15 protein-coding genes are annotated in these 17,107 nt (G+C 75.4%); 7 read left to right on the top strand and 8 right to left on the bottom strand.

Annotated elements, in window-relative coordinates; genetic code table 11:
• Positions 1 to 167: 167 nt before the first annotated feature.
• Positions 168 to 1,316: an MFS transporter gene (locus tag LC193_RS00485; RefSeq protein WP_226070155.1), complete on the top strand. Its 1,149-nt coding sequence runs from the start codon at positions 168 to 170 to the stop codon at positions 1,314 to 1,316.
• Here the strand turns inward: LC193_RS00485 and LC193_RS00490 are convergent.
• A complete protein-coding gene (locus LC193_RS00490) occupies positions 1,286 to 2,044 on the bottom strand; it encodes a class I SAM-dependent DNA methyltransferase (RefSeq protein WP_226070163.1) in 759 nt (252 codons plus the stop codon). The genes LC193_RS00485 and LC193_RS00490 overlap by 31 nt on opposite strands.
• A gap of 374 nt (positions 2,045 to 2,418) precedes the next feature.
• Between LC193_RS00490 and LC193_RS00495 the strand changes: the two genes are divergently transcribed.
• The 3 genes from LC193_RS00495 to LC193_RS28885 are packed head-to-tail and all read left to right on the top strand — an operon-like array spanning position 2,419 to position 5,869.
• The gene (locus LC193_RS00495) at positions 2,419 to 3,534 is read left to right on the top strand and encodes a FecCD family ABC transporter permease (RefSeq protein WP_226070165.1); all 1,116 of its coding nucleotides are present in this window, start codon (positions 2,419 to 2,421) and stop codon (positions 3,532 to 3,534) included.
• Positions 3,531 to 4,655 carry an ABC transporter ATP-binding protein gene (locus LC193_RS00500; protein ID WP_226070167.1) on the top strand — a complete coding sequence of 375 codons (1,125 nt, stop codon included), beginning with the start codon at positions 3,531 to 3,533 and terminating at the stop codon, positions 4,653 to 4,655. Before LC193_RS00495 ends, LC193_RS00500 begins: the two co-directional genes overlap by 4 nt.
• On the top strand, positions 4,652 to 5,869 hold the full coding sequence (locus LC193_RS28885; protein ID WP_264086250.1) for an ABC transporter substrate-binding protein: 1,218 nt from the start codon (positions 4,652 to 4,654) through the stop codon (positions 5,867 to 5,869). The genes LC193_RS00500 and LC193_RS28885 overlap by 4 nt, the downstream gene beginning before the upstream one ends.
• 22 nt (positions 5,870 to 5,891) lie before the next feature.
• Here the strand turns inward: LC193_RS28885 and LC193_RS00510 are convergent, their stop codons facing one another.
• From LC193_RS00510 to LC193_RS00535, 6 genes are all read right to left on the bottom strand, one after another.
• Complete coding sequence (locus LC193_RS00510; protein WP_264086251.1) at positions 5,892 to 7,283, bottom strand: MFS transporter; 1,392 nt, start codon at positions 7,281 to 7,283, stop codon at positions 5,892 to 5,894.
• A 71-nt stretch (positions 7,284 to 7,354) separates the two neighbouring features.
• Positions 7,355 to 8,260 (bottom strand): NAD(P)-dependent oxidoreductase, encoded by a 906-nt coding sequence (locus LC193_RS00515; protein WP_226070169.1) that lies wholly within the window; start codon positions 8,258 to 8,260, stop codon positions 7,355 to 7,357.
• Between the two features lie 62 nt (positions 8,261 to 8,322).
• Positions 8,323 to 9,756, bottom strand: a complete 1,434-nt coding sequence (locus LC193_RS00520; protein WP_226070170.1) for an MFS transporter — start codon at positions 9,754 to 9,756, stop codon at positions 8,323 to 8,325.
• Positions 9,757 to 9,790: 34 nt separating this feature from the next.
• On the bottom strand, positions 9,791 to 10,804 hold the full coding sequence (locus LC193_RS00525) for a zinc-dependent alcohol dehydrogenase (protein ID WP_226070172.1): 1,014 nt from the start codon (positions 10,802 to 10,804) through the stop codon (positions 9,791 to 9,793).
• 89 nt (positions 10,805 to 10,893) lie between these two features.
• Positions 10,894 to 11,781: a hypothetical protein gene (locus LC193_RS00530; RefSeq protein WP_226070181.1), complete on the bottom strand. Its 888-nt coding sequence runs from the start codon at positions 11,779 to 11,781 to the stop codon at positions 10,894 to 10,896.
• Positions 11,782 to 11,809: 28 nt separating this feature from the next.
• Positions 11,810 to 12,754: a PfkB family carbohydrate kinase gene (locus LC193_RS00535; protein WP_226070183.1), complete on the bottom strand. Its 945-nt coding sequence runs from the start codon at positions 12,752 to 12,754 to the stop codon at positions 11,810 to 11,812.
• A gap of 227 nt (positions 12,755 to 12,981) precedes the next feature.
• On the opposite strand from LC193_RS00535, the gene LC193_RS00540 reads away from it, so the two are divergent.
• Positions 12,982 to 13,809, top strand: coding sequence for a DeoR/GlpR family DNA-binding transcription regulator (locus LC193_RS00540; protein WP_226070185.1), 828 nt, complete (start codon positions 12,982 to 12,984; stop codon positions 13,807 to 13,809).
• Positions 13,810 to 13,884: 75 nt separating this feature from the next.
• Here LC193_RS00540 and LC193_RS00545 read toward each other — a convergent pair whose 3' ends face one another.
• Positions 13,885 to 14,760, bottom strand: coding sequence for a hypothetical protein (locus tag LC193_RS00545; RefSeq protein WP_226070187.1), 876 nt, complete (start codon positions 14,758 to 14,760; stop codon positions 13,885 to 13,887).
• Between the two features lie 266 nt (positions 14,761 to 15,026).
• Between LC193_RS00545 and LC193_RS00550 the strand changes: the two genes are divergently transcribed.
• Together LC193_RS00550 and LC193_RS00555 are read left to right on the top strand one after the other, a co-directional pair.
• Positions 15,027 to 15,788, top strand: coding sequence for a copper homeostasis protein CutC (locus tag LC193_RS00550; RefSeq protein ID WP_226070189.1), 762 nt, complete (start codon positions 15,027 to 15,029; stop codon positions 15,786 to 15,788).
• 226 nt (positions 15,789 to 16,014) lie between these two features.
• On the top strand, positions 16,015 to 17,097 hold the full coding sequence (locus LC193_RS00555; RefSeq protein ID WP_226078423.1) for an alcohol dehydrogenase catalytic domain-containing protein: 1,083 nt from the start codon (positions 16,015 to 16,017) through the stop codon (positions 17,095 to 17,097).
• Positions 17,098 to 17,107: the final 10 nt, after the last annotated feature.

Raw genomic sequence — 17,107 nt, forward strand, 5'->3', positions numbered from 1 at the left:
TCACGCATGGGGCGGCAGCGCCCGGTACCCGGCCGCGCCGCGGCGCCGCGCGGAGCGCCGCCAGGGCCGGCGCGGGCCCGCGCCCCGCGGGCCGCCGGCCGATGAGTACGCGGGCCGCGCCCGGCGCGCGGCGGCGCCGCTTTCCCGCCCGCCGGGCGTCCCCCGCGTTGACCGGCGCGCAACGCGCCCTGCTCGTCGGCGGATTCCTCATCAACGTCGGCACCTTCGCCGTCTACCCCTACCTGGCCGTCCTGCTGCGCGAGCGCCTGGGCGTGGGCATGGCCCAGGTCGGCATGATCCTCGGCGTGGCCACGCTGGCGCAGTTCGCGAGCGCGCCGTTCACCGCGGCGCTCGCCGAACGCGTCGGTCTCAAGCGTTCGTTGTCGCTCGCCACGGGCCTGTACTGCCTGGGGGCGCTGGCCTATCTGGGCGGGGTCGGCGAGCCCGCGCTGATGGTGCTCGGGCTGTTCGTCTCCTGCGGCGCGGGGGCGCTGTACTCCCCCGCGTACCGCGGCTACCTGGTGCACGCGGCGACCGCGGAGCAGCGGCCCCGGCTGGTGTCGGCGGGCAGTGCCGCCGGGAACCTCGGCATCGCCGTCGGGCCGGTGGCCGGGGCGCTGTTCCTGCACGAGCCGGCCCTGCTGTTCACCCTGAGCACGGCGCTCTACGCGCTGCTCGGCATCGGCCACGGCTTCCTGCGCGCCGAACGGCCGGTCGAGGACGGAAGCACCGTCGAGCCGTTCCGGCGCGTGCTGCACGGCCTGGCGGTGGTGCCGTTCACGGTGACGGTGGTCACCCACTACCTGTACATGCAGTTCTACCAGTACCTGTCGACGTTCACGGACGGGCGGCTGGCCACGGCGACGTACGGCCTGATCATGATGGGGTACTCGCTCGGCCTCGCGGTGTTCCAGCCCCTGCTGGCGAGTTGGGTGGGGCGCACCCGCTACGCGGTGGCGATGGTGCTCGGTTTCTCCTGCATGGCCGCGGGCATGGCGGCCATCGCCGGCGGCCGTCCGGCCGGCGTCGCGGCGGGCGCGGTGGTGATGAGCCTGGGCAACGCGGTGCTGTTCCTGAAGAACGACCTGGAGGCGCTGGCGCGCTCCGGGCGCTCGGCCACGGTGACCTTCGGCCAGCAGCGGCTGGCCGTCGGCGTGGGCTCGCTGCTCAGCGGGGCGATCGGCGGCGCCGCCTACGGCATGTTCGAACGGGCGGACCTGCTCGCGGGGTTCTGGCTGGCCGTCGCCGCGCAGTGCCTGCTGCTGCCGCCGCCGGTCCCGCGCGGTCAGGGGGCGGGCGTCGCGGGCTTCTCGTAGACGGTGACGTAGTTGCCCTCGCCGCGGAAGGGCTCGCGCCGCCAGCCGCCCCACCTGGCGTGCCGTTCGAGGCCGGCGATACGGGCCATCAGGTCGAGCTCACTCGGCCAGGCGTACCGCATGAACGCCGGGGCCAGCCGGACCCCGTTGTCGGTGATCAGCACGTGCTGGCCCTCGAAGCGCTGCTCGACGGGGTCGTGGCGCACCGCGGTCAGCCGGACCTGGCCGAGCCCCACCTCGTGCGCGGCCACCCGCTGGTTGCGGTCGTAGCGCGCCACGTCCGGCATCGGGCATTCGAGGACGAACCGGCCGCCGGGGCGCAGGCGCCTGGCGACGTTGACGAAGCAGCGCACCTGCTCGTCCTGCGTCATGAGGAAGAAGAACGTCGAGAACACGACGAACACCATGGCGAACTGCTCCTCGGTGTCCGGCGCGACGTCGGCCATGTCGCCGATGGTGACGGGGATGTGCTCGCCGCCCGGTTTGGCGCGCATGCGGGCCACCATCGCCTCGGAGGCGTCGATGCCCCGCAGGTCGATGCCCTCGGCGGCCAGCGGGATGGTCACCCTGCCGGTGCCGACGGCCAGTTCGAGCACCGGCCCGGCGGGGCCCTCCTTGATCAGCTCGGCCAGGGACCGAACGGCCTCCGCCGGGTCGAGTGCGGCGTGCCACTCGTCGTAGATGTCGGCGTTCAGCTCGCCGTAGGTCTCCGGTCCGTAGTGCTCCATGGTGCGGTCCTCCCCGAAGGTCGGTTCACGGCCAGCGTGCGGCCCGGGCCGGGTGCGCCTGCGGTCGGCGCGGCGGTGGCCGCCCGGTCGGCCCGGGGGTGGTGCGGGGTGGTGCGGAGTGGTGCGTGACATCTCGCACCGGCGCGCGGAGGCCGCGGAGCGCCCGCCCCGGCCTCCCGGCCGCCGGTGCCGAACGGGACCCCGACGGGCACCGCGCGCCGCCTGGAGACGGCACACTCAACAGGTCGGCCGACCGGCCCTCCCGGTTCCCGGCGCGGGCCCGGGAACCGGGCATCCGATCCGCACGACCCATGGAACGACTCCGCCATGCGGCCGGTTGGGGGCCGCGCGGAGGGAAGGGAACACGGTGCACGGTGTCCGACAGCGGCACGCGGGTCGAGGAGCGGTCCGGGCGTGAGAGCCCGGCGCCGCCGGGCGGGGCCGGGCCCCGCCGGGGCGCCGGGTGGGTGGCGGGGCTCTTCCTGCTCCTCGTCCTGCTGCTGCTCGGCATCGTCGTGCTGCTGATCTCGCAGGGCACGATTCCCATCCCGGTCCCCGAGGTGATCCGCGTCCTCACCGGCCGGGAGGCCGAGTCGGAGGTCAGCCGCACCATCGTCCTGGACGCCAGGCTGCCCAAGGTCGTCGCGGGGCTGCTCGCCGGGGCCGCCCTCGCGGTCGGCGGCGCCCAGATGCAGACGCTGTTCCGCAACCCGCTGGCCGACCCGTTCGTCCTCGGCGTCAGCTCGGGCGCGGTCCTGGGCGCCGCCGTCGTCATCCTGGGCACCGGCGGGGTGGGGTGGCTGGCCGGTCTCGACGTGCTGAGCCAGCTCGGGGTGACCGGCGCGGCCGTCGCGGGGGCCGCGGCGGTCCTCGTCGTCGCGCTCGGCGTCGCCCGGCGGGTCGGCGACCCCGTGGTCGTCCTCGTCGTCGGCGTCATGCTCGGCTACCTGGCCGGGGCGGCCGTCGACATGCTCGTCTACTACACCGACCCCGACCGGTTGCAGGCGCTGACCACCTTCACCCGCGGCTCGGTGCGCAACGTGACGTGGGACGAGCTGCGCGTCGTCGCCGCGGCCTGCGGGGCCGTTCTCGTGCTCTCGCTGTTCCTCGCCCAGCCGCTGAACGCCCTCCTGCTCGGCGAGCGGTACGCCGGCAGCCTGGGCATCGACGTGCGGCGGGTGCACTTCCTGTCCCTCACCGCCGTCGCGGTGCTCGCGGGCGTCACCACCGCCTACTGCGGCGCCATCGGGTTCGTCGGCCTCGCCGCGCCCCACCTGGCCCGCGGCCTGCTGCGCACCGCCGACCACCGGCTGGTCCTGCCCGCGAGCGCCCTCATCGGGGCGGTCATCGTGCTCGTCGCCGAGTACATCGCGGGCGGCAACGGGCTCGCCGGCACGGCCATGCCGCTCAACTCGGTGACCGCGTTCGTCGGAGCGCCCGTCATCCTGTGGGTGCTCCTGTCCGGCCGGGCCAGGCGGGAGGGCCGATGAGCGCGGAACCCCGGCCGGCACTCCAGGCCGTCGCCGTGAGCGCGGGCTACCGGCGGCGCCGGCGACGGCCCGGGACCGCCGTCCTGCGCGACATCCATCTCACCGCGCACGCAGGGGAGTTGATCACGCTGCTCGGGCCCAACGGGGCCGGCAAGTCGACCCTGCTGCGGACGCTCGCCGGCGCCCAGCCGCCCCTGGCCGGGCGCGTGCTCCTCGACGGGCAGGACATGGCGGCCCTCTCCCCCAGGCAGCGCGCCAGGCGGCTGGCGGTCACCCTGACGGAACCGGTGGACGTGGGGCTGATGAGCGTGGACGCGGTGGTGGCGCTCGGCCGGCTGCCCCACCGCTCCTGGCTCGGCCGCGGCGGCCCGGGCGACCGCGCCGCCGTCGGCCGGGCGCTCGCCGAGGCCGGGGTCGAGGAGCTGCGCCACCGCCCGCTCGGCGCCCTGTCCGACGGCGAGCGGCAGCGGGTGATGGTGGCCAGGGCCCTCGCCCAGGAGCCCGCGGTGCTGGTGCTCGACGAGCCCACGGCGTTCCTCGACGCCGCCCGCAGGATCGAGTTCGCCGCGATGCTGACCCGGCTCACCGCGAGCACCGGCGCGGCGATCATCCTGTCCACCCACGACCTGGGCTTCGCGCTGCGCCGCGCCGACCAGGTCTGGCTGGCCGGTCCCGACGGCACGGTGACGGCCGGCGCGCCGGAGGAGCTGGCCTACGGCGGCGAGATCGCCCGGGCCTTCGCCGGGGACAACATGGCCTTCGACGACGCGGCGGCCACGATCGTCGTCGCGGACGGCGGCGTGCCGGGCGGCAGCGTGCGCGTGGCCGCGGAAGGGCGGCTGCGGCAGTGGGCCGAGCACGCCGTGCGGCGGGCGGGCTGGGTGCCGGAACCGGAGGGCTGCCGCGGCCTCGTGCTGCGGGTCGAGGCGGGGGCGCCGTGCCGCTGGTGGCTCGGTCCGGCCCGCGCGCCGGCCGCGGAGCGCGCCGGGGGCGCCGGCTTCGGCGCCCTGGTCGCGCACCTGCGCGCGCGGGCCGCCGCCCCGCCGCCGCCAGGACCCCATCGGCTGCCGGACGAGCCGTTCCCCGGCCGTCCGCCGGACCCGCAGGAGAGCACCACGTGAGGAAGACGAACCGGCCGGCCGCGGCCCTGCTGGCGCTGACCGCCGCGCTCACCGGCTGCGCGGGCACCGGGCCCGGCGCGCCGGAGGACCGGGCGGCGCCCGAGGGCTGCGTCACCGACTACGCGGAGGGCCGGGACTACTTCCCCGACAAGGCCACCGTCGAGGAGTCCGAGCTGTGGGACATCGCCTACCACGGCTCGTGGAAGACCATCACGCTGGCCGACACGGAGGACGCCGCGGGCGGTGACCTCACCTACGTGCTGTACCAGTGCGGGACACCGCGCCCCGAGGCGGCCGGGGAACTGGCCGACGCGCTGTTCGTCCAGGTGCCGGTCACCAGCGTGTCGGTCACCTCGTTCAACGCGCTCGCCATGGTGGACCGGCTGGGCGAGGCCGACACCGTGACGGGGCTCAGCGGCCAGCTCCTGGGCAACGCCGAGCGCGACGCCTGGTACGCCGGTGTGGTCGAGGAGGCGGGCGGGCCGATGTCCATAGGCGAGTACACCGATCTGGACCGGGAGGCGGTCCTCGGCCTGGGCACCGAGGTGATCCTCATGTCCGGGTTCGGCGCGGGGTACGACGACGTCAGCAACGCGCGGGCCGCGGGGCTGCCCGGGGTGAGCGTCTCCAACCGGATGGAGGGCGGCGCCCTGGCCTCGGCCGAGTGGATCAAGATGATCGGGGCGTTCTACAACGCGGAAGGCGCGGCGAACGCCGAGTTCGAGGCGATCAGGTCCGAGTTCGACGAGGTCGTCGCGAGCGTCTCGGGCGCGGTCGCCGATCGCGACGCGGGCTACCTGTGCGTCAGCCCGGAACGCGGCTGCGAGTTCGTCCACGCCCACGGCGAGCGGACGCTGGCGGGCCGCCTGCTCGCGCGCCTGGGCGCGGACAACGTCTTCGCCCCCGGCAACGAGGGGCCCAACGGCCGCCCCTACGACTACGAGGAGGCGGTGGGCACCGCGGCCGACGCCGACTTCTTCGTCGTCTACGACCCGATGGAGCCGACCCTGGACGCCCTGGACGCCGACCCGCGGTTCGACCGGTTCCGGCCCTTCGCCGAGGGCGCCTTCGTCGCCGGCGTCGACGCCAACTTCGAGGAGTGCCGCGCCAAGACCTACCTCGATGTCGACGTCCTCGTCCGGGACTTCGCGATCGGCATGGCACCCGAGCTGTTCCCGGGCGAGCGGGGCACCTGCTTCACGCGCCCGTCCTGACCCGGCGGCCCGGGCGGCCGGGTCAGGACGGGCGGGCCGTGTCAGGGCGGGCGGGGTCCCGGTCCGCCGGCGGCCCCGGGGTGCCGGGACCCGCCTGGGCCGCGGCCGGGCGGGGGAAGCGCTCCGGGGAGCCGATCAGGCGCACGCACGCCCAGGACAGGATCGCGATCACCGCCGTGAACGCCGCCACGAGCCACGGGGCGCCGCCCCCGGCCGCGAGCAGGGCGCTGGCGATGAGCGGGGTGAGGCCGCCCAGGATCGCCGAGACCTGGTACGCGACCGAAAGACCGGTGTACCGCACACGCGTGCCGAACATCCGGGCGAACATGGTGGGTTGCACCGCGAACATCGTGGTGGGGCCCAGGTTGTACCCGAGGACGAGCGCGCACCCGATCACCAGCGCGTTGCGGGTGTCGAGCAGCAGGAAGAACGGGAACGCGAACGCGGCGGCGAAGGCCGCGCCGAAGAGGTAGACGCGGCGCTGCCCGACGCGGTCCGACAGGCGGCCCGCCAGCGGACACACCAGGAGGCCCACCGCGGAGGCGACCAGCATGCCGTTCAGCGGCACCCGGTCGTCCATGGCGAGCTGGGTGCCGACGTACGCGACGGCGAACGCGTTCACCACGTTGGACGAGACCGTCTCGGCGAGGCGGGCGCCGAGGGCGAGCAGCAGGTTCCGCCGGTGTCCGGCCAGCAGTTCGAGCAGCGGCGGGCGTTCGGCCGCGGGCGCCGCCGGCCGCGTGTCGCGGAAGTCCGGGGTCTCCTCGGTGTGCAGGCGGATGAACATCCCGACCGCGAGCATCAGCGCGCTGATGAGGAAGGGAATCCGCCACCCCCACGCCTCGAACTGGTCGTCGTCGAGCAGCCAGTGGCACAGGCTGAACACCCCGGTGCCGAGCATGATCCCGGCCGAGGCCGCCGCCTGCGGCAGGCTCCCGTAGAAGCCGCGGCGCTCCTCGGGCGCGCTCTCGATGGTCAGCAGCGCCGCGCCGCCGTACTCGCCGCCGAGCCCGAAGCCCTGCACCAGGCGCAGCAGCGCCAGCAGCACGGGGGCGAGGATGCCGACCTGCTCGTAGGTGGGCAGCAGGCCGATGAGGAAGGTGGCGGCGCCGACCAGCAGCAGCGTCCAGATCAGCGCCGCCCGGCGGCCGGCCCGGTCGCCCAGGTGGCCGAAGACGACGCCGCCCAGCGGCCGGGCGAAGAATCCGATGCTGAAGGTCGCGAAGGCCGCGATCGTGCCGACCGCGGGGTCCGCCTCGGGGAAGAAGAGGTCGCCGAACACGAGCGCGGATGCCACGCCGTAGATGAAGAAGTCGTACCACTCCAGCAGCGCCCCGGCGAAACTGCCCAGCACGACCTTCCGCAGCCCGTCACCGGGCGCGTGGGCGGGGTGGGCGCCATTGCCTCGACCCATGGGGTACCTCTCGGTTGCGAAGGTGGGGCGGGGGGCGGTGCGTCGGGGCACCGCCCCCCGCCTGCGGTGTATCAGTCGGTGACGGGTCCGCGCGCGGTGCGGCGCGGGTCGTAGGTCTCCACGACGGCCGCGGCGTCGCTGCGGCCGTGGCCGGCCGCGCCGGCCGCGACGAGGGCGGACAGGCCGGCCGCCGCGACGGGCGTGGGCACGGACCAGCGGGCGGCGGCCTCGACGGCGAGCCGGACGTCCTTCGCGGCCAGGTCCACGGAGAACCGGGCCGCCAGGTCGTCCGCCATGATCCACGGCAGCCGGACCCGGCTCTGGAACGACTCGGCGCCCGTCTCCTCCAGCGCGGCGGCGAACGCCTCCGGCGCGATCCCGGCCCTGCGGGCCAGGACGTACCCCTCGGCCAGGACGGCGAGGTTGGTCATGCCGATGAGGTTGGAGATCAGCTTGAACGCGGTCGCGGCCTCCACGTCGCCCAGCGGGTGCACGCTGGAGGCGAGGCGGTCCAGCAGCGGGCGGACCCGCTCGACCGCCTCGGACTCGCCGCCCACGAACGCCGGGATGTCGCCGTTCTCGGCGTGCTGGGGGGTGCGCCCCAGCGTGCAGGCGACGAACGAGGCGCCGTGCGCCGTCACGCGGTCCGCCACGCGGCGCGAGGTGGCCGGGTCGACGGTCGACAGGTCCACGGCGACGGCGCCCGGCGCGAGGTGGGGCAGGTTGTCGCCCCAGAATCCCGCGACGAGTTCCGGCGTGGGCAGCGACGTGAACACCACGTCGGCCGACCGCACCGCGTCCGCGGCGTCCGCCGCCGCCTCGGCGCCCGCGGCCACGCACGCGGCGACGGCCGCGTGCGACAGGTCGAAGACGCGTACGCGGTGGCCGCCGGACGCGAGGCGGCGGCACACGGCACCGCCCATCGCGCCCGCGCCCACGAAGCCGATGACCGGTCCGTTGCGGGTGGTCCTGGACATGGGGATCTCCTCGGGACAGAAGGTGGGAAGGGGAAGCTGAGGGCGTCCGCGCGCCCGTCGCGTCAGGCCGCGCGTTGCGTGACGGTGATCTGCCGCAGGACGTCGGCGTCCTCGTCGTCCACCGGCTGCCCGATGGGCTCCCAGCGGATGACCAGGCAGGTGACGAGGCCGGTGGCGGGGACGAGGGCGAGCCAGAAGAAGGCGTCCGTGCCGAGCGCGTCCCACAGCATCGGCCACAGCACCAGTCCCGCGATGGCACCGGTGCGCATGATGGCCCGGGCGAAGCCGACCCCGGCCGGGCGGATGCTGGGCGGGTAGGACAGCGTGGCGATGGTCATGCCGAGCCCGCCGGGTCCCGCCGAGTGGCCGAAGATGATGAGCCCGAGCAGGAACAGGGCCACCCAGGGGGCGCCAGACCCCAGCGCGCCGAGCACCAGGAGCGAGGCCGCGACGACCGCGAACCCGGCCATGGAGAGCTTGCGGGCGCCGTGGCGCTGCACCCACAGCGAGCCGAGCAGGCCGCCGGTGATGCCGAAGGCCGCGTTGACGAGGGCCGAGCCGCCCAGGCTGCCGGCGAGCCCTCCGGAGAGGACACCGCCCAGCGTCACCGGGAGGTAGATGCCGACCGCGTTGTACTGCCACGCCTGCATGGTGGCGACCACGCAGCCCAGAACGGTGCGCCGCCGGTAGGTGCGGTTGAACATGACCCGGTACGCGCCGCGCACCCGGGGGCGTTCCGAGCCGGGGGCGGCGCCGACCGCGTCGTGGGCGACCACGGCGTGCACGCCGTAGCGCTCGCGCAGGATGCGCACGGCCTCGTCGTACCGCTGCCGGCGCGCGGCCCACAGGGCCGACTCCCCGATGAAGACGTAGCGCAGCACCATGACGAGCGCGGCGAAGGCGGCGCCGACGAAGATGCCGTACCGCCACAGGTCGGACTCCACGGAGGTGGCCTGGTGCAGGGGCAGGAGGACGAGGTACACGACGGTGGTCGATATGTACCAGCCCATCTGCCACAGGTTCACCGAGCGGCCGGACTTGGAGCTCTTGGAGCCGGACAGCTCGACGACCGCCGAGGTGGCCAGGGGGAAGTCGATGCCGAGCCCGATGCCCATCACCACCCGGCACAGCAGGACGAACCAGATGCTCGGGGCGAAGGCCACCGCCGCCGCGGCGACGGTGCACAGCCCCATGCCCAGCAGGAACGCGCGGCGCTGGCCGAGGCGTTCGATCAGGGGCCGGGCCATCAGCCCGCCGACGAGGGCGGCGACGAGCACGGTGGCGTTCACCGCGGCGGCGGCGCCCGTGCTGATGTCGTACTCGTCGGCGATGTAGGAGTTGCCGAAGCCGACCATGGCGGCCTGGTAGGCGTCGATCAGCACGCCGCCGAGGGCGATCAGCGCGACGCCCGTGCCGCCCCGCTTGGCGGGGTGGCTGTTGACGAGGTCGACGACATCCTGCGGGCGGCGGATGACGGCCGGTTGTGAGGTGCTCATGTGCGTTCCACGGTGCGTGCGTAAGGGCGGGAGGTTACTCGGCGAGCCGCACGAGGACCTTGATGGAGTCGGGTGCGGCGGCCCGCCGGTAGGCGGCGGCGGCCTCCCGCAGGGAGAACGTGTCGGTGATCAGGCCGTCCGTGCGGAACCTGCCGTCGGCCAGCCAGGCGATCGCGGTGTCGAAGTCGCCCGGGACGTACATGCCGGAGCCGAGGAGGTCGCGTTCGAATCGCTGCATCGACGGCAGCGGGACCTCGCGGGGGCCGCTCGGCACGCCCATGACGACGACGGGGCCGCCGGGGAGGACCCGGGTGGTGGCCTCGTTCAGTGTGGCCTGCGCCGCCACGACGTCGATGACCGCGGTGAACGCGGCGCCCTCCGGCAGTTCGCCGGGCGCCACGGCGACATCGGCGCCGAGCCGGCGCGCGAGGTCCCGCTTGGCCGGGTCGGGCTCCTGCACCGTCAGCCGCCCGGCGCCGCTGACGCGCAGCGCCTGGACGATCGTGAGGCCGATGGTCCCGGCGCCGATCACGAGCAGGTCCTCGCGGTCGGCCGGGTCCCGCAAGCGGCTCAGGCAGTGCACGGCGCAGGCCACGGGTTCCGCGAACGCCAGCTGGTCGAGCGGCAGCGAGGCGGGCGCGACGTGCGCGTTGGCGGCGGGCACGATGTGGGAGGTGCGGCCGAAGCCGGGGGCGCGGAAGCCGGCGACCCGCGGGGGTTCGCACAGGTTGGGCCGCCCGGCGCGGCACGCGCGGCACGCGCCGCAGGCCATGATCGGGTCGATGACGGCCCGGTCGCCCACCGCGACGCCGGTGACGTCGGGGGCGGTCTCGACGACGACCGCGGACAGCTCGTGGCCCGGCACGAGCGGCGGCTTGGCGAACGGGTGCCCGCCGTGCAGGACGTGCAGGTCGCTGCCGCAGATGCCGAGGTACTGCGGCGCGATCCGCACGTGGCCGGCCGGCAGCGGCGCGTCCGGTTCTTCGGTCGTCTCGGTCGCGACCTCGCCCGGGGCGGTGAAGAGGATGCGGGAAACGGTGGTGGTCATCGTGCGGGTACCTCCGGAAGGGGGCGGGGCGCCGGGGCGGCCGGGAGCGCGGGTCGGGGGGCGCGTCCCGGCCGCCCCGGCGGGCGGGGTCAGCGGGCGGCGACCGCCTCGTCGACGATGTCGGCGAGGCGGCGCAGGCGGGGCACGGACACGTCGCGCAGCACCGCTTCGGTGTTCCGCGCGCCGATCACGGACTTCCACACGGCCCGCCCGGCGAGGAATCCGGACGCCCCGGCGCGGCAGGCGATGCGCACGGCGTTGCCGAAGAGATCGGCCTCGACCCCCGAGGAGAGGATCACCCAGGGCATCGACACCGCGTCGTCGATCGCCCGGCAGGCGCTCAGCAGGGTGGCGTCGTCGGCGTCGCCGCCGTGCGGCATCTCGCCCTTGTACAGGTCGGCGCCGCTGTCGCCCAGTTCCCTTGCGGCGGCCACGATCGCCGCCTCGCGGTCGAACTCCCAGCCGCGCCGCGGCGGGCGCACCACCGGTTCGATGATGCTGACCAGGCCGGCGGCGCGGCAGCGCGCGGTGAAGTCCGCGACCATCGCGCGGCGCTCCTCGGGGTCCTCGTCCTGCCGCCAGAGCACGAGGAGTTTGAGCGCGGCGCCGCCGCGCGCGCGGACGGCGGCCGGGTCCACGTCCTCGTCGATCGCCACGGCGTCGACGGGGACGCCGTTGCCCGGCAGGAAGGCGTCGGCGGCCACGATCAGGCCGCAGTCCGGGTGCACGGCCTTGGCGTCGAGGACCGCGTCGTAGGCGAACTGCCGGTCCACCAGCACGCCCGAGGCGTGGGGCGAGAGCACCTCGGTGGCCTTCACCTTGAAGTCGGTGAGGACCTGGTCGGGCACGGGCGCCGTGCCGGCCGCGGCGAACATCAGGCGCATCGCCTCGCGCTGGTCCACCGCGAGCATCGCGAAGCCCCCGGACGGGCGGGCGATGTCGGCCAGCACTGCGGCCCTGTCGGTCGTTGCGGTCATCGGTGTCCTACTCCTTCGAGGGTGGGGGTCAGGCGGCCGGGGCGGCGGCCAGGAAGGCGGTCAGCTCGGCCAGGTCCGGCACGGCGCCGCGCCCGTCGAGAGCGCGGCAGGACAGGGCGGCGGCGGCGTTGGCGTGCCGCAGCGCCTCGGGCCACTCCAGGCCGCGGCAGACGGCGGCGAGCAGCGCGCCGTGGAAGACGTCTCCCGCCCCGAGGGTGGAGACGATCTCCACTCCCCGGGCGGCGGGGGCGGCGGCGTGCCCGCCGCCCGGCCACCAGGCGGCGCTGCCTTCGCCGCCGCTGGTGGCGACGACCGCCCCGGCGCCTTCCGCGAGCGCGCGGGCGGCGCAGTCGGCGAGCGCGTCGGAGGTGGTGCGCGTGGCGCCGTAGCGGGCGGTCAGCGAGGCGGCCGTCGGCACGTACAGGTCGACCAGGCCGAGTCGGCCGTCGAGGCCGGGCACGTCGTTGCCCGCGTCGACGGCAAGCGCCGGGCGGCGCGCCCCCGGCCGTGCCGACCGCTCCAGCAGGTCGGCGACGGGCGCGAAACCGAGGTGGTCGGTGTGCACCCAGTCCGCGCCCGCGACCAGGTCGGCGGCCGGGCCGTCGAGCGCGGGCAGCGGCGGAACGGCGCGGGTGGCGATGCAGCGGGTGCCGGTGCCGGACGCGGCCAGGACCACGGACGACTGGGTGGCGGTCGCCGGGTCGCGCAGCACGCGGCTCACGTCGACGCCCTCGCGGGCCAGCAGCTCCACGGCCTGTTCGCCCTCGGCGTCCGTTCCCACGCGGCCCACGAAGGAGACTCGCACGCCCTGCCGGGCCATGACCACGGCCGCGGTGGCCGCCGGGCCGCCGCCGGTGATGGCCACCCGTTCCGCGAGGACGCGCTCGTCCGCGTCCGGATGCCGATCGACGAGCGCGAGTGCGTCGAGGGTCACGACCCCGACACACACCACGGCGGCCTCAGTCCCGGACATTCGGTACCTCACTGTTCCGATACGACAGAGAAATGTTCTAGAAGCAACAACACATTGACTCGATCAACAATAATCTGTCAAGTAGCGAACAACATGGCCGAGGGCGCGACGCTGGGGACGGCCGGTCGCACGGCTGCGCCCGGGCGGAAAAGTTTGTTAGATTCGTTTCAAACCGCGCCCGGCGGCGGCCTCGCCTCCGCCCGCCCCCGATCCGCGACGAGGTAGCCGTGCCGCAAGATCCGCTGAAGTACCGGGCGGCCCCCGCTCGCCGCGACGAGATCCTCGACGCGTTGCGCGAGACGGGTTTCCTGTCCATCGCGGAGGTCGCGGCCCGGCTCGGCGTCTCCGAGATGACCGCCCGCCGCGACATCCGCCGGCTCGCCGCCGACGCGGAGGTGCTCGCCGTGCGGGGCGGCGTGGTGCTGCCCGCCGGTCCCCGCGACCGCTCCGCGCCCGCCTACAGCAGCCGCTCCGCCGCGGACGTCGAGGAGAAGCGCACCGTCGGCCGGGTCGCCGCCACCTGCGTGCGCGACGACGACGTGATCGCCGTGGACGCGGGCACCACCGCGTACCAGCTGGCCGCCGCGCTGCCCGACTCGTTCCACGGCACCGTGGTCACCCACTCCGTGCCGGTGATCGACCTGCTCATGGACCGGCCGAGCGCACGGGGCATCGCGCTCGGCGGCGACCTGTTCGCCCCCAGCCGCGCGCTCGTCGGCTCGTTGACCGTGGACACCGCCAAGCGCCTGAAGGTCCGCACCTTCTACCTGGGGGCGGCGGGCGTGGACGAGCGCGGGATCTACGCCGCCGCCGACGTCGAACGGCAGGTGAAGGAAACCCTGATGGACATAGCCGAACGGGTCGTCCTGCTCATCGGGCGGCGGAAGTTCACGACCACCGCTCCCGTACTGCTGTGCGGCTGGGACCGGCTGGACGCCGTCGTGACGGATGTCGAGCCCCCGCCCCCGGTGCACCGCACGCTTGAGGGCAACGGCGTGCGCCTCGTGCTGCCCACCACGGAGCCCGCCACCCTGCGACCACCCCCGGCCCCGTGACCGGCCGCCGCCCGCCACCGGCACGGCGCCGCGCGCCCCGCCCGCCGTCGCGGGCCGGGCGCGCGGCGCGGTACGTCAGCCGCGCGTGAAGCGGTACGTCATGCTGTCGGTCAGCACGCAGAAGCCCGGTGACATGACGATGACGCGCAGCGTGCCGCTGCGCCGGTCGTAGTCGACGCCCTGCGCCTCGAACGCGCCGGAGCAGCCGCTGCGAAGCGGGAGCTGCCGCAGCGCGGTGACCTGCCCCGAGACGTCGGCCGTTCCGCTGGGCGCGGCGGAGAGGTCGACCTGGAGCAGCGGCTTGGTCATGCCGAACAGGGTGCCCGCCGGGTCGTCGGACGAGCACAGCAGCGTCGTCGGACCCGAGAAGTCGCAGCCCTGGACGTCGCGCACGGGCCGGTCGAGGTGGACGGTGGCCACGTGCGGGAGGTCGGCCGAGGGCGAGGTGGCCGGGTTGGCGCCCGGGGTCGGGAAGACCAGGAACCGGCTCATCGTGCCGTACTCGCCCGCGAGCATCCACTGGCCGTCGGGCGAGACGGCGACCCAGGAGTTGTTGAGCGCCTCGCCGGGGCCGAGGGCGTGCACGTACTCCGCCCAGCTCCCGTCGGGCGCCTGCACGCGGAACATCTTGGCACCGCCCGAGTCCCGCTGGTACGGCTCGATGTAGTGGCCGTCGTAGGAGGCGTCGGGGTCGCCGACGTGGTTCCAGCCGCGCAGGGAGACATCGGCGGGAATGGTGCCGATGCCGGTATAGCGGTTGGGGCTGTCGGCCGGCACCTCGACCGAGGTCAGGCCCTGACTTTCGGTCAGCGGCCGGGCGCGGTCGGAGCCGACCTCGGTCCAGGTGTCCGCCGCCGCGGCGGGCGGCGCGGTGGCGAGGGCGGCGGCGGTGGCGAGGGCGAGCAGGCCGGTCATGGCCGCGTGGCGCCGTCGCCGGGTGCGCAGGGGCATGAGGGGTCCGTTCGTCGGTGGGGGCGGGGGACGCGTTCGACCGGACGGTACGACGCGGACGGTAGCCATGTACAGACCAATGAGGGGAACGGCAGCCGACGGCCGGATGACCGCCCGCGGCCCTCGCCCGCCCGCCGCGCGCCGCGACGCGGCCCTTACCCTGGTCCACGGTCCCCGCACCGAACCCGCGCAGGAAGCCCCGGTCGCACGATGAGCCACGCACCCGCACCCGCCCCTCGCCTCACCCGCGCCCCGGCGGAACGCCGATGAGCCCGCGCTTCGAGGTCTGCGTCGACTCCGCGCGCGGCGCGCTGACCGCCCAGGACGCCGGCGCCGACCGCGTGGAGCTGTGCGGCGCGCTGTCCGAGGGCGGCCTCACGCCGAGCGCGGGCCTGGTGGAGACGGTGCTGGAGGCGGCGCGGGAGATCGAGGTGTTCGTGCTGATCCGCCCGCGCGGCGGTGACTTCGTCTACGACGCCCACGAAGTGCGCGCCATGGAACGGGACATCGAGACGGCGCTCGCCCTCGGCGCCCACGGGATCGTCCTGGGCGCGCTGACGGCCGACGCGGGCGTCGACATGGCGGTGTGCCGCAGGCTGCTGGCCGCGACCGCCGGCCGCCCGGTGACCTTCCACCGGGCGTTCGACATGGCCCGGGGCCCCTTCGACGCCCTGGAGCGGCTGGTCGACCTCGGCGTCAAGCGCGTCCTCACCTCGGGCCAGGAGGTCTCGGCCCTGGAAGGCGCGCCGCTGCTCGCCCGGCTGGTCCGGGCGGCGGGGAACCGCCTCACCGTGATGCCGGGCGGCGGCGTGACGGAACGCAACGTGGCCCGCGTGCTGCGTCTCACCGGCGCGCGGGAGATCCACTTCAGCGCCGGCACCACGGTCGACGGCCCGATGACGCACCGCAACTCCCGCGTCCTCATGGGCGCGACGCTGAGCAGGAGCGAGTACGCGCGCCGGCTCACCAGCCCGGAAGGGGTCCGGGGGATCATGGCCGCCGCCCGCGCCGCCGACACCGCCGGCTGACCCCGCGCCCGCTCCCGCGTCGGCCCGGGCGCGGGCGGCGGTCCCGCGGACGCGGGGAGCCCACGTGCCGACCTGCTCCCAGGCGGCAGCAGTTGAACGCTTCCGTCCGGCCGGCGCACCCGCGCCGGCGGCCCCGGTCGGGCACCGGACTCCCCGGCCGCCGCGGGGCCGTTGAACGCCCTGGCGGACGCCGGCCGGGCGGCGACAGGATGACCGGGTGAAGGACATGATCTCGACCGCCGTGCGCGTACCCTCTGTCACCCGCTCCATGGTGCTGCGCCGCTTCGGAGACCCGGAGACGGCACTCGAACTGACCGAGCGGCACCCCGTTCCCGCACCGGGCCGGGGGGAGGTGCTGATCGCGGTGCGGGCCGTGAGCGTCGGGCGGACCCTCGACCTCGCCACGCGGGCCGGGCTGCCGCCGTTCGCCCCGCAGGTGCGGCTGCCGCACGTGCTCGGCGCCGACCACGTCGGGGAGGTGGTCGCCCACGGGGACGGGGTGGACGGACCCGCGCTCGGCACACGGGTCGCCGCCTTCCCCGTCGTCTGCTGCGGGCGGTGCGACGCGTGTGCCGCGGGCAGGACGGAACTGTGCGGCGGCATGGAGCTGATCGGCGTGCACCGGCCCGGCGCGTACGCCGGGTACTGCCGCGTGCCCGCGGCCAACGTGCGGCCCGTGCCCGAGGACATGTCCGACGGCGCGGCCTGCGCCCTGGCACTCAACGGGCCGGTGGCGCACCGGCAGTTGGAGGTCGCCGGGGTGGAGCCGGGCGACTGGGTCCTGGTCAACGGGGCCGCCGGCGGCCTCGGCACGGCGCTGTGCGCGGTGGCGCTCCACCGCGGGCTGCGGGTGCTCGCCTGTGCCCGGCAGCCGTGGCAGCGGGAGGCGCTGCGGGCGCTGGGCGCTCAGGCCGCGCTCGACCCCGGCGCCGATGACTTCGCCGCCGCGGTCGGGTCGCTGACGGACGGCAGGGGCGTGGCCGCGGTCGTCGACAACCTGGCCACCCGGGAACTGGCCGCCGCCCTGCCCGCCGTGCTGGCACCCGGCGGTGCCCTGGTGTGCTCGGGCGCGCTCGGGGCGGGCACGGCGCGCCTCGACCTGCGCGCGCTCTACCTGCGCAGCCAGCGCGTGCTCGGCGTGCGGACCGCCAGGCTCGCGGACGTGGACGCGACATGGGCGGCGGCGGCCGGCGGCCTGCGGCCGGTGGTGGACGAACGGCGGGCGTTCGGCGTCGAGGACGCCGCCGAGGCGCATCGCTACCTGGACGAGGGCCGCAACTTCGGCCGGGTCGTGCTGGCGTGGAGCTGACGCGCCGCCG

Source organism: Streptomyces marincola (assembly GCF_020410765.1).
GTDB classification, from domain to species: Bacteria; Actinomycetota; Actinomycetes; order Streptomycetales; family Streptomycetaceae; genus Streptomyces; species Streptomyces marincola.

Excerpts from the sequence above, each read along its gene's own strand:
- LC193_RS00490 (WP_226070163.1), bottom strand. The coding sequence starts at position 2,044 with ATGGAGCACTACGGACCGGAGACCTACGGCGAGCTGAACGCCGACATC.
- LC193_RS00500 (WP_226070167.1), top strand. The coding sequence starts at position 3,531 with ATGAGCGCGGAACCCCGGCCGGCACTCCAGGCCGTCGCCGTGAGCGCG.
- LC193_RS00510 (WP_264086251.1), bottom strand. The coding sequence starts at position 7,283 with ATGGGTCGAGGCAATGGCGCCCACCCCGCCCACGCGCCCGGTGACGGG.
- LC193_RS00515 (WP_226070169.1), bottom strand. The coding sequence starts at position 8,260 with ATGTCCAGGACCACCCGCAACGGACCGGTCATCGGCTTCGTGGGCGCG.
- LC193_RS00520 (WP_226070170.1), bottom strand. The coding sequence starts at position 9,756 with ATGAGCACCTCACAACCGGCCGTCATCCGCCGCCCGCAGGATGTCGTC.
- LC193_RS00525 (WP_226070172.1), bottom strand. The coding sequence starts at position 10,804 with ATGACCACCACCGTTTCCCGCATCCTCTTCACCGCCCCGGGCGAGGTC.
- LC193_RS00530 (WP_226070181.1), bottom strand. The coding sequence starts at position 11,781 with ATGACCGCAACGACCGACAGGGCCGCAGTGCTGGCCGACATCGCCCGC.
- LC193_RS00535 (WP_226070183.1), bottom strand. The coding sequence starts at position 12,754 with ATGTCCGGGACTGAGGCCGCCGTGGTGTGTGTCGGGGTCGTGACCCTC.
- LC193_RS00545 (WP_226070187.1), bottom strand. The coding sequence starts at position 14,760 with ATGCCCCTGCGCACCCGGCGACGGCGCCACGCGGCCATGACCGGCCTG.
- LC193_RS00550 (WP_226070189.1), top strand. The coding sequence starts at position 15,027 with ATGAGCCCGCGCTTCGAGGTCTGCGTCGACTCCGCGCGCGGCGCGCTG.
- LC193_RS00555 (WP_226078423.1), top strand. The coding sequence starts at position 16,015 with ATGATCTCGACCGCCGTGCGCGTACCCTCTGTCACCCGCTCCATGGTG.